Origin of the sequence: Pantoea agglomerans, assembly GCF_021397715.1 — a bacterium.
Classification (GTDB): domain Bacteria; phylum Pseudomonadota; class Gammaproteobacteria; order Enterobacterales; family Enterobacteriaceae; genus Pantoea; species Pantoea astica.
The window spans coordinates 981,619-993,541 of record NZ_CP090207.1; the positions used below are offsets into that span (position 1 = coordinate 981,619).

11 protein-coding genes are annotated in these 11,923 nt (G+C 56.5%); 9 read left to right on the plus strand and 2 right to left on the minus strand.

Features of this window, described 5'->3' with window-relative positions:
• The first annotated feature begins 6 nt into the window (after positions 1-6).
• The 8 genes from ftsB to rpoS all read left to right on the plus strand — a co-directional run bounded on the left by ftsB (position 7) and on the right by rpoS (position 6,448).
• Positions 7-324 (plus strand): cell division protein FtsB, encoded by a 318-nt coding sequence (ftsB, locus tag LZU96_RS04750; protein WP_013358867.1) that lies wholly within the window; start codon positions 7-9, stop codon positions 322-324.
• Positions 325-327: 3 nt separating this feature from the next.
• On the plus strand, positions 328-1,044 hold the full coding sequence (ispD, locus tag LZU96_RS04755) for a 2-C-methyl-D-erythritol 4-phosphate cytidylyltransferase (protein WP_233987286.1): 717 nt from the start codon (positions 328-330) through the stop codon (positions 1,042-1,044).
• Positions 1,044-1,526, plus strand: a complete 483-nt coding sequence (gene ispF / locus LZU96_RS04760) for a 2-C-methyl-D-erythritol 2,4-cyclodiphosphate synthase (RefSeq protein ID WP_094120862.1) — start codon at positions 1,044-1,046, stop codon at positions 1,524-1,526. Before ispD ends, ispF begins: the two co-directional genes overlap by 1 nt.
• Positions 1,523-2,563 carry a tRNA pseudouridine(13) synthase TruD gene (truD, locus tag LZU96_RS04765; protein ID WP_233987287.1) on the plus strand — a complete coding sequence of 347 codons (1,041 nt, stop codon included), beginning with the start codon at positions 1,523-1,525 and terminating at the stop codon, positions 2,561-2,563. The genes ispF and truD overlap by 4 nt, the downstream gene beginning before the upstream one ends.
• A gap of 190 nt (positions 2,564-2,753) precedes the next feature.
• On the plus strand, positions 2,754-3,515 hold the full coding sequence (gene surE, locus LZU96_RS04770; protein ID WP_233987288.1) for a 5'/3'-nucleotidase SurE: 762 nt from the start codon (positions 2,754-2,756) through the stop codon (positions 3,513-3,515).
• Positions 3,509-4,135 (plus strand): protein-L-isoaspartate(D-aspartate) O-methyltransferase, encoded by a 627-nt coding sequence (locus LZU96_RS04775; protein ID WP_031374755.1) that lies wholly within the window; start codon positions 3,509-3,511, stop codon positions 4,133-4,135. The genes surE and LZU96_RS04775 overlap by 7 nt, the downstream gene beginning before the upstream one ends.
• A 162-nt stretch (positions 4,136-4,297) precedes the next feature.
• Positions 4,298-5,398 (plus strand): murein hydrolase activator NlpD, encoded by a 1,101-nt coding sequence (gene nlpD / locus LZU96_RS04780; protein WP_233987289.1) that lies wholly within the window; start codon positions 4,298-4,300, stop codon positions 5,396-5,398.
• A 57-nt stretch (positions 5,399-5,455) separates the two neighbouring features.
• Positions 5,456-6,448, plus strand: a complete 993-nt coding sequence (gene rpoS / locus LZU96_RS04785; RefSeq protein WP_031374757.1) for an RNA polymerase sigma factor RpoS — start codon at positions 5,456-5,458, stop codon at positions 6,446-6,448.
• 172 nt (positions 6,449-6,620) lie between these two features.
• Here rpoS and mutS read toward each other — a convergent pair whose 3' ends face one another.
• Positions 6,621-9,182 carry a DNA mismatch repair protein MutS gene (gene mutS / locus LZU96_RS04790; protein WP_233987290.1) on the minus strand — a complete coding sequence of 854 codons (2,562 nt, stop codon included), beginning with the start codon at positions 9,180-9,182 and terminating at the stop codon, positions 6,621-6,623.
• A 291-nt stretch (positions 9,183-9,473) separates the two neighbouring features.
• A complete protein-coding gene (narL, locus tag LZU96_RS04795) occupies positions 9,474-10,076 on the minus strand; it encodes a two-component system response regulator NarL (RefSeq protein WP_233988130.1) in 603 nt (200 codons plus the stop codon).
• Positions 10,077-10,436: 360 nt separating this feature from the next.
• Between narL and LZU96_RS04800 the strand changes: the two genes are divergently transcribed.
• Positions 10,437-11,828, plus strand: coding sequence for a NarK family nitrate/nitrite MFS transporter (locus LZU96_RS04800; protein ID WP_233987291.1), 1,392 nt, complete (start codon positions 10,437-10,439; stop codon positions 11,826-11,828).
• Positions 11,829-11,923 lie beyond the last annotated feature (95 nt).

Sequence of the window (11,923 nt, forward strand, 5' to 3'; positions counted from 1 at the left end):
GGCGGGATGGGAAAACTGACGTTACTGCTATTGGTGCTGCTTGGCTGGCTGCAATATTCATTGTGGCTGGGAAAAAATGGCATCCATGACTATACGCGCGTCAACGATGACGTCGCGGTGCAACAGGCGAATAACGCCAAACTGAAATCGCGTAACGATCAGCTGTTTGCCGAAATTGACGATCTCAATGGCGGCTCTGAAGCGATCGAGGAACGCGCACGCAATGAATTGGGCATGATCAAACCCGGTGAAACCTTCTATCGCCTTGTGCCTGACCAGAACAAACGCAACGCGCAACAAGCAGCGCAAAACCAACAACGATAAAACATGAACAATCTGTCCACCCTTGCGGATGTGATTGCCGTGGTGCCCGCTGCCGGAATCGGCAGCCGCATGCAGGCAAGCTGTCCTAAGCAGTATCTGACGATTGGTCAGCACACCCTTCTGGAACACAGCATTGCACGCCTGTTTTCCCATCCCGCTATCAAACAGGTGATTGTCGCCCTGAGCCCCAATGACCCGCATTTTGCCGCGCTGCCGCTGGCACGCGATCCGCGCGTGCTGCAGGTGACCGGCGGTGAAACGCGTGCCGAGTCGGTGCTGGCCGGCTTGCAGGCTGCCAAAGGCGCCTCATGGGTATTAGTGCATGATGCGGCGCGTCCCTGTCTGCATCCGGACGACCTTCAGCATCTGCTGAGCGTGCGTCAACAGAGCCACGTTGGTGGCATACTCGCGGCGCCGGTGCGTGACACCATGAAGCGGGGCGAGCCGGGTAAAGCGGCTATCGCCCATACCGTTGAGCGTGAAGATCTGTGGCACGCTTTAACGCCGCAATTTTTCCCGCACGCGTTACTCACTGCCTGCCTGACGCGCGCGCTCTCTGAAGGTGCCACCATCACGGATGAGGCGTCGGCGCTGGAGTATTGCGGCTATCATCCGGTGCTGGTGAGCGGACGCAGCGATAACATCAAAGTTACCCGGCCAGAAGATCTGGCACTGGCGGCTTTTTATCTCAGTCAGATTCAATTAAAGGAGAGCGCATAATGCGTATCGGTCACGGTTTTGACGTTCACGCCTTCGGTGGAGAGGGTCCGCTGGTGATTGGCGGCGTGCGAATCCCGTTTGAACAGGGATTTATCGCCCACTCTGATGGCGATGTCGCGCTGCATGCGCTGACTGACGCGCTGTTAGGTGCGGTGGCAATGGGCGACATTGGTAAGTTGTTCCCGGATACCGATCCCGCTTTTAAAGGGGCCGACAGCCGCGGTTTGCTGCGTGAAGCCTGGCGTCGTATTGAAGCTAAAGGCTACCGCATCGGCAACGTCGATGTGACCCTGATTGCCCAGGCACCCAAAATGCTGCCGCACGTACCGCAAATGCGCATCAATATTGCTGAAGATCTCGGCTGCCATATGGATGCGGTCAACGTGAAAGCGACCACCACCGAGAAGCTCGGCTTCACCGGTCGTGGCGAAGGGATCGCCTGTGAGGCGGTGGCCCTGCTGCTCAAAGCCGATAGCCAGTGATGCTGCACTATCTGCACGGCGTGCCTGCCGCCACCGGCGTGATCAAAGCTAACCCGGAAGATTTCGTGGTGGTGGAAGATCTCGGCTATGGCGCGGACGGGGAAGGCGAGCATCTGCTGGTGCGCATCCGCAAAGTGGGTGCCAATACCCGCTTTGTCGCAGAGGCGCTGGCGAAGTATCTCGGCATCCATCAGCGTGATATGAGCTACGCCGGCATGAAAGATCGTCATGCGGTGACCGAGCAGACGCTCTGTTTTCGTCTGCCGGGCAATGCGATGCCGGATCTGCGCGGCTTTGCGCTGGAAGGGGTAGAGATCCTTGAAGTGGCGCGCCACAGGCGTAAGTTGCGTATCGGCGCGCTGGCGTGCAATGCGTTCCGTCTGGTGATCCGTCAGATCAGCGATCGCGATGCAGTGGAAACCCGTCTGACGCAGATACGCGATGCTGGCGTGCCTAACTATTTTGGCGAGCAGCGTTTTGGCCGTAACGGCAACAACCTGATTATGGCAGAAAAGTGGGCGCGCAATGAGATTGTGATGCGCGATCGTAACAAGCGCAGCCTGCTGCTGTCAGCGGCGCGCAGCGCGCTGTTTAATCAGGTCACCAGCGCGCGTCTGCAACAGCAGGGCGGACTCAGCCAGGTGATGAGCGGCGATGCACTGCAGCTCACCGGACGGGGCAGCTGGTTTGTCGCTCAGCCTGAGGAGCTCGACGCACTGCAGGCCCGCGTTGATCAACACCAATTGCGCATCACGGCGCCGTTGCCGGGCTGTGGCGAGGCCGGTCCGCAGGCGGATGCGCTGGCGTTTGAACAGCAGGCGCTGGCTGAAGCGACGCTCTTGCTTAGCCTGATCACGCGTGAACGCGTCGATGCAGCCCGCCGCGCGATGCTGGTGGTGCCTCGCGATCTGTGCTGGAACTGGTGGGATGAGGTGACGCTGGAGATGAGCTTCTGGCTCCCCGCTGGCAGCTTTGCCACCAGCGTGGTCAGAGAGCTGCTGACCCAGACTGACGCGCTTGATAATATTGACGAGTAATCCCTGCTGCAACATTACCCTGAATGTGGGTATTGTTGCGGCAAACCCCCGCAGTAGTATGATTTACGCCTACCACTTCCTTGCATGCCTCGCTAGAATGCAAAAATCGCTGTCCGGTCTTCACCTGTTGCCATGCTGTTCAAACGGGTCCTGTCACGGCGACCAGTCGAATAGAAAAAGGTCAGAATAAATGCGGATATTGCTCAGCAACGATGACGGCATTCACGCGCCAGGTATTCAAACGCTGGCGAAAGCCCTGCGGCACTTTGCTGAAGTGCAGGTGGTTGCGCCCGATCGTAACCGAAGCGGCGCGTCGAACTCATTAACGCTGGAAACGCCGCTGCGCACCTTTACTCATGAGAATGGGGATATCGCGGTGCAGATGGGCACGCCGACAGACTGTGTTTATCTTGGCGTCAATGCGCTGATGCAGCCCCGTCCCGACATTGTGGTGTCGGGAATCAACGCCGGACCCAATCTGGGGGATGATGTGATCTATTCCGGCACGGTGGCGGCGGCGATGGAAGGGCGTCACCTGGGGCTGCCTGCGGTAGCGGTATCGCTCAATGGTCATCAGCATTATGCGACAGCGGCGGCGGTGACCTGCGCTATTCTCAAGGCGCTGACGCAGCAACCGCTACGCACCGGCCGCATTCTTAACATCAACGTACCGGACCTGCCGCTGGCCGAGCTGAAAGGCATCCGCGTGACGCGCTGTGGCAGCCGGCATCCTGCCGATCAGGTTATCGCCCAGCAGGACCCGCGCGGCAACACCCTCTACTGGATTGGGCCGCCGGGGGAAAAACTGGATGCCGGTCCGGATACCGACTTTGCCGCGGTGGATCAGGGCTATGTCTCGGTGACTGCGCTGCACGTCGATCTGACCGCGCACAGCGCCCAGGATGTGCTGCATGAGTGGCTGGCTAAAGCTGAGGTGAACCTGGCATGGTGAATCGGCGTATTGAGACATTGCTGTCACAACTGCGTCAGCAGGGAATTGATGACGAGAACCTGCTGAAAGCCATCAGCGATGTGCCGCGTGAACGCTTTATCGACGAGGCTTTTGAACATAAAGCCTGGGATAATGTGGCCCTGCCGATCGGCTCCGGCCAGACCATCTCCCAGCCTTATATGGTGGCGCGAATGACGGCGCTGCTGGCGCTGAATCCGCATTCACGGGTGCTGGAAATCGGCACCGGTTCCGGCTATCAGACCGCTATCCTCGCCCATCTGGTGGATCACGTCTATTCAGTTGAACGTATTAAAGGGCTGCAGTGGCAGGCCAAGCGCCGCCTGAAACAGCTCGATCTGCATAATGTCTCGACCCGACATGGCGATGGCTGGCAGGGCTGGCCTTCGCGCGGGCCGTTCGACGCCATCATCGTTACCGCAGCCCCGCCAGAAATTCCGATTGCGCTGATAGCGCAACTGGCAGAAGGCGGCATTATGGTGCTGCCGGTCGGCGAAGATCAGCAGGTGCTGAAACGTCTGCGCCGTCAGGGCGAAGAAATTATTGAAGAAACGATTGAGCCGGTACGGTTTGTGCCGCTGGTTCAGGGCGATCTTGCCTGACCGGCTTCGTATTTCTTCACAACTGTTTCATAGCACCACGTACTTGATATTGTTACTATCCAATTTAATCAACAAAAACGCAGATTTTATCGCGCCGCGCAGAGCATTCTGCTGGCAAGTACAGTGAAACAGGTACATCAGGGTTGCCATCACGGGGGATCAATGAGCACGGGAAGCACAATTTTTCAGTTACGCCGTCTGGCGGCGCTTTCACTGGTAGGTTTTTGGCTGGCAGGCTGTAGCTCCAGCGACAACACACAAGCACCCATTAGCCGCGTTGGTGATGGCGGCGGCATGAGCAGCAGTCAGAGTGGCGCAGCAAGCGCCTCTGGTGGTGTTCCCGCGATGCCTTCACAGGGAGGAATGTTAAGCGGAAGTGCAGCATCTGCCTCTGGCAATGGCGGAATGGTTAGTGCCAATAATAATGTGGAGACGCAAAATGGCCGAATCGTGTACAACCGCAGTTATCAGAATATTCCTAAAGGTAGCTACTCCGGCGAAACATATACCGTAAAACGTGGCGACACATTGTTTTACATCGCCTGGATCACCGGCAACGATTTCCGCGATTTAGCCCAGCGTAACAACGTTCCGGCGCCGTATAGCCTGAATGTCGGGCAAACTTTGCAGATTGGCAACGGTTCCGGTCAGCCGATTACTGGCGGTAATGCCATTACCGTTGCTGATGCAACGCAGGGCGGCGTTCCGACCACGCCACAAATTAAATCTGCCGCTGTTGCACAGCAACCTGTTATTACGTATTCTGATGATTCGGGTAGTTCGAGCGGCAGTAAACTGTTGCCTTCGAAAGGAGCAAATGTTGCAACGACAACAGCTCCAGTGGTTACCGCACCCCCAACGGTTAGCAGCACAACCAATAGCTCGACGCCGGTAGGAAGCTGGCGTTGGCCGACCGATGGGAAGATCATCGATAACTTCTCTGCTGCCGAAGGCGGCAATAAAGGTATCGATATCGCCGGCACGCGTGGACAGTCTGTCGTCGCTACCGCTTCAGGAAGGGTGGTGTACGCAGGTAACGCGCTCCGGGGTTACGGTAATCTGATCATCATCAAACACAATGATGATTACCTGAGTGCCTACGCCCATAACGATACAATGCTGGTCCGGGAACAACAGGAAGTTAAGGCGGGGCAGAAGATCGCAACCATGGGTAGCACCGGAACCAGTTCAGTAAGATTACACTTTGAAATTCGTTACAAGGGGAAATCCGTAAACCCGTTGCGTTATTTACCGCAGCGATAATCCGGCAGAACGCACTTTTTTGATGTTCTGCCCTGGAATCACGGGTAGGAGCCGCTTATGAGCCAGAATACGCTGAAAGTAAACGAGTTACATGAGAACGCGGAATTCGAGGAGAATGGAGCAGAGGTTTTTGATGAGAAGGCTCTCGTCGAAAACGAACCTGGTGATAACGACGTAGCGGAAGAAGAGTTGTTATCACAGGGTGCGACGCAACGTGTGTTAGATGCGACGCAGCTCTATCTCGGGGAGATTGGCTATTCTCCGTTGTTAACGGCAGAGGAAGAAGTGCTCTTCGCTCGCCGTGCATTGCGAGGTGACATCCCTTCCCGTCGCCGCATGATCGAAAGTAACTTACGCCTGGTGGTCAAGATCGCCCGTCGTTACAGCAATCGTGGTTTAGCACTGCTGGACCTGATTGAAGAAGGTAACCTCGGCCTGATCCGTGCCGTTGAGAAGTTTGACCCGGAGCGCGGGTTCCGTTTCTCAACTTACGCCACCTGGTGGATTCGTCAGACTATTGAACGGGCGATCATGAATCAAACCCGTACCATTCGTCTGCCGATTCATATTGTTAAAGAACTGAACGTTTATCTGCGTACTGCGCGTGAACTCTCCCACAAGCTTGACCATGAGCCAAGCGCGGAAGAGATCGCCGAGCAGCTGGATAAACCGGTTGATGACGTAAGCCGTATGTTGCGTCTCAACGAACGCATCACTTCAGTTGATACGCCGTTGGGCGGAGATTCTGAAAAAGCGTTGCTGGATATTCTGGCCGATGAAAAAGACAACGGACCGGAAGACACCACGCAAGACGATGATATGAAACAGAGCATCGTTAAGTGGTTGTTTGAACTGAACGCTAAGCAGCGTGAAGTGCTGGCACGTCGTTTCGGCCTGTTAGGCTATGAAGCGGCAACGCTTGAAGATGTAGGCCGTGAAATTGGTTTAACCCGTGAGCGTGTCCGTCAGATTCAGGTTGAAGGTTTGCGCCGTCTGCGCGAAATCCTGCAGGCGCAGGGCCTCAACATTGAAGCTCTGTTTCGGGAATAACAGCTTCGTGGATAACTGATTTAAGTGCGAAAAGCGGTGGTGAAAACCACCGCTTTTTTTATGTCTGCAGTTCAGGGAAAAGCGCAGCAGAGAGAATCCGCACAGCGCGGCAGCTGATAACGGCACCAGTAAAGCATCGCGTGCATCAGGCCTGACCGGATGCACGCGCTGTTTACACCAGCGATTTAAGACGATAGATCCATTCCAGCGCCTGACGTGGCGTCAGGGTATCCGGGTCCAGTGCCTCAAGCGCTTCAACCGCCGGTGAGGTCTCTTCAACCAGCAGCGGCAGTTGCGATCCATCTACTGTTGAAGAGGCGGTGTGGCTGGAAACCGTCTCCAGCTCCTTCAGCTTATTACGCGCCCGCTTGATCACTTCCTTTGGCACGCCCGCGAGCGCGGCGACGGCAAGACCATAACTCTTGCTGGCTGCGCCATCCTGTACGCTGTGCATAAAGGCGATGGTGTCGCCATGCTCCACTGCATCCAGATGCACATTGACCACGCCTTCCATTTTTTCCGGCAGGGTGGTCAGCTCAAAGTAGTGGGTGGCGAACAGCGTCATCGCCTTGATGCGGTTTGCCAGATTTTCGGCACAGGCCCAGGCCAGCGATAACCCATCGTAGGTTGAGGTGCCACGGCCAATCTCATCCATCAGCACCAGGCTGTTTTCGGTGGCGTTGTGCAGGATGTTAGCGGTTTCGGTCATCTCCACCATAAAGGTCGAACGGCCGGAGGCCAGATCGTCAGCCGCACCAACGCGGGTGAAGATACGATCCAGCGGACCGATCAGCGTTTCATCCGCCGGTACGAAGCTACCAATCCACGCCATCAGCGCAATCAGCGCAGTCTGTCGCATATAGGTACTTTTACCGCCCATATTGGGTCCGGTAATGATCAGCATCCGGCGCTGCGGTGCCAGCGAAAGCGGGTTAGCAATGAATGGCTCTTTCAGTACCTGTTCAACTACCGGATGGCGTCCACCACTGATTTTAATGCCTGGCTTGTCCTGAAGTACCGGACGGCAGTAGTTAAGTGACCAGGCGCGTTCTGCCAGGTTGCTCAGCACATCCAGCTCAGCCAGCGCCGCGGCACTCAGCTGTAATGCTTCCAGATGCGGTAACAGCTGATCAAACAGCGCCTCATACAGGCTTTTTTCCAGCGCCAGCGCTTTGCCTTTCGAGGTGAGCACCTTATCTTCGTACTCTTTCAGTTCCGGAATAATGTAGCGTTCGGCATTTTTCAGCGTCTGGCGGCGGACATAGTGCATCGGCACCTGATGACTCTGACCCCGGCTGACCTGAATGTAGTAGCCATGTACCGCATTAAAGCCGACCTTCAGCGTATCCAGTCCCAGCTTTTCACGCTCGCGGATCTCCAGCTTGTCGAGATAGTCGGTGGCACCGTCAGCAAGGGCGCGCCACTCATCCAGTTCCGCGTTGTAGCCGGGCGCGATCACGCCACCATCACGGATCAGCACCGGTGGCGATTCAATTACCGCCCGCTCCAGCAGCTCGCGCAAATCGGTAAATTCGCCCATCCGGGTCCGTAGCTGTTTCAGCTGTTCCGACTCCACCTCAGCCAGCAGCTGGTTCAGCTCGGGCAACTGCTGAAACGCATGGCGCATCCGGGCCAGATCGCGTGGACGTGCAGTACGCAGAGCCAAACGCGCCAGAATACGCTCCAGGTCACCGACCTGGCGCAGCACCGGTTGCAGGGTTTCGCTGAGATTTTGCAGCTCGGCAATCGACTCCTGACGCTGATTGATAATGCGGGCATCGCGCAGCGGCATATGCAGCCAGCGCTTCAGCATCCGGCTGCCCATCGGCGTAACGGTTTTATCCAGCACCGCCGCCAGGGTATTTTCAGTTCCACCTGCCAGGTTCTGGGTAATTTCCAGGTTACGGCGGGTTGCCGCATCCATAATGATGCTGTCCTGCTGCCGCTCCATGCTCAGAGAGCGAATGTGGGGCAGGGTAGTGCGCTGGGTATCTTTGACATACTGCAGCAGGCAACCGGCGGCACTGAGGCCAAGGTGGGCATTTTCGACGCCGAAACCGTTGAGATCGCGGGTGCCAAACTGCAGGTTCAGCTGCTGACGTGCGGTATCAATCTCAAATTCCCACAGCGGACGACGGCGCAGGCCGCGGCGCTGATCGATCAGCGACATCGCCTGAAAATCTTCCGGATAGAGCAGCTCGGCGGGATTGGTGCGTTGTAATTCTGCCGCCATGGTTTCCGCATCGCCGGGTTCAGTCAGACGAAAACGGCCAGAACTGATATCCAGCGTGGCATAGCCAAAGCCGCGCGGGCCCTGAACAATCGCCGCCAGCAGGTTGTCTTGACGCTCCTGCAGCAGCGCCTCATCACTGATGGTGCCGGGCGTGACGATGCGCACCACTTTGCGCTCAACCGGCCCTTTGCTCAGCGCGGGATCGCCGATCTGCTCACAAATCGCCACGGATTCACCCAGCTGCACCAGCTTCGCCAGATAACTTTCGACCGCATGATAAGGTACGCCAGCCATCGGAATCGGTTCGCCAGCCGAAGCGCCGCGTTTGGTGAGTGAAATTTCCAGCAACTGCGAGGCGCGCTTTGCGTCGTCATAAAACAGCTCGTAGAAATCGCCCATACGGTAAAACAGCAGAATGTCAGGATGCTCCGCCTTGAGTCGCAGGTATTGCTGCATCATCGGCGTATGGGAAGGAAAATCCTTTTCGGTTGGCTCTTGCATAGGGTTTTAACTCATATTCAATGCGGTAAGATTCTGGCTGCTGACGCCTGATGAGCCGAAGCGGCTCAGCGTCAGCGCGCAGGATAAGCTGATGATAACGAATAGGGTGGTGGATATACCAGCCTGATGCATCGCCGTATCGTCAGCCGTTGTCGCCTGAGCGGCACCCTATCAAACCGGGGAGGCAACTGGCGACAGAAAAAAGCCGGTTTTTCCGCTGTTGTGTTGCGGCTGCGAGACTGATCGCGAATCCTGTTGCACCAGCCTGACGGCGCGCGTCTCGCGCTGGCGCTAAACGTGTCCGTTTTGCAGCGCCCAGACCGCCGCTTCCAGCCGTGATTTCAGGTTCATCTTTTTCAGTAGATATTTGACGTGCACTTTGACCGTACTTTCACTGATCGCCAGTTTGCGGGCAATCGCTTTATTGGTCATGCCGGCGCTGATCAGTTGCAGAATATCGCGCTCGCGGCGCGTGAGCTGATTGATATCCCGTGCCGGTGCAGGACGGTCTTCACGTAACCGGGCGACCAGAATCGGGGTTAAGGCTTCGCTAAGAACGGTCTGGCCAGCCGCCGCCTGATGCAGTGCTTTCAGCAGCGCTTCCGGCTCCATGTCTTTCAGCAGATAACCGTCGGCGCCGCGTTTCAGGGCGCTGACCACATCCTCTTCATGGTCGGAAACAGTGAAAACCACCACCCGGCCAGAGAGCGAAATCTCGCGCAGCCGGCTCAGGGTATCCAGACCGTTCAGGCCCGGCATATTGAGATCGAGCAGGATCAGGTCAGGATCGTGCTGCTGTGCCAGCGCCACGCCATCAAATCCGTTACCCGCTTCAGCGACCACCTGCAACCTTTCATCCAGCGCAATCAGCTGTTTCAGGCCGTTACGCAACATGGGATGGTCGTCGATTAGTAACAGCGTAAATTTTTCTGGCGTCACGTCACTACTCCGTGGGTTCGCGCGCAGGGCGAAGTGAGATAAAGCGCTATCTTACCGGGGAAGCCGGGTCGCTATATACCCCTTATGGACTACTCCTTTATTTCCTCAGGTCGACCCGCCATTCACCGGTTTTCATCGCCTGCTTTAAAAGCCCCTGATAATTAAGGGTTATTTGCTGTTTCTTCATCTACTTAACCGGGATAAAAGCGGGCCTGCGGTGCTTAACAACCTGCTTTGCGGTTGATTTGTATCAAGCTGCCCGCCAGGTCAGATGCGCAGGATATGCACAATTATTATCCTGTTAATGAGAGAGTTATGACCCAATCCGCCCCACTGCAAACCGAAACGCGACGCGCGTTAATTCAGGACTGGCAGCCGGAAAATGAGGCTTTCTGGCAGGCGCAAGGTAAACGTATCGCCAGCCGTAACCTGTGGATCTCCGTCTTCTGTCTGCTGCTCGCCTTCTGCGTCTGGATGTTGTTCAGCACCGTCGCGGTTAACCTGAATAAAGTTGGCTTTAACTTTAGCACCGAGCAGCTCTTTTTACTGACCGCGCTGCCGTCGGTTTCTGGCGCGTTGCTGCGCGTCCCTTACTCTTTTGTTATTCCCATCTTTGGAGGACGTCGCTGGACCGCTTTCAGCACCGGCATCCTGATCATTCCCTGCCTGTGGCTCGGCTTTGCCGTACAGGACAGCCAGACCTCATTCACGACTTTTATGGTGATTTCCCTGCTATGCGGTTTCGGGGGCGCTAACTTTGCTTCCAGCATGGGCAATATCAGCTTCTTCTTCCCCAAAGCCCATCAGGGCGGCGCGCTGGGCATCAACGGCGGTCTGGGTAACCTTGGCGTCAGCGTGATGCAGTTTGTCGCCCCGCTGGCGATCTCCTGTGCCATTTTTGGTTTTGCCGACGTAGGTCATACCACCGTCACCGGCGACAGCATCTGGCTGGAAAATGCATCCTGGATCTGGGTGCCGTTACTGGCGATCGGCATGCTGGCGGCCTGGTTCGGCATGAACGACCTCGCAGCGGCCAAATCCTCGCTGCGTGAGCAGTTGCCGGTTCTGAAACGTCCGCACCTGTGGATCATGGCGCTGCTCTATCTGGCGACCTTTGGCTCATTTATCGGTTTCTCTGCCGGTTTTGCCATGCTGACGAAGACGCAGTTTCCTGATGTTGTGATCATGCATTACGCCTTTTTCGGACCGTTTATTGGCGCACTGGCCCGTTCAGCAGGCGGCATCATTTCTGACCGTTTCGGCGGTATCCGCGTCACGCTGATCAACTACGTGCTGATGGCGCTGTTTGCGGCGCTGCTGTTCCTCACCCTGCCGGGTGCCGGACATGATGGCTCGTTCGTTGCCTTCTTCGCCGTGTTTATGGGCCTGTTCCTGACCGCCGGCCTGGGTAGCGGCTCCACTTATCAGATGATTGCGGTGATTTTCCGCAAGCTCACGCTGGATCGCATTAAAGCAGAAGGCGGCGACGATGCGCTGGCCCTGCGTGAAGCGGGTACCGAAACGTCCGCTGCACTGGGCTTTATCTCTGCGATAGGCGCGCTGGGCGGCTTCTTCATTCCGCAGACCTTTGGCCTGTCGCTCTCAATGACCGGTTCGCCAGCCGGTGCGATGAAGATTTTCCTGGTGTTTTACCTCTGCTGTATCGCCATTACCTGGCTGGTTTACGCACGCAAGTCCCGCGCCTGATAACAACAATGCCGGCGTGGCGCGCCGGCAATTATTCACTTTCTGCGTCCTCACTGACGCAGGGTTAGCAATGTCACACTAAGCCTTCAGGAGTA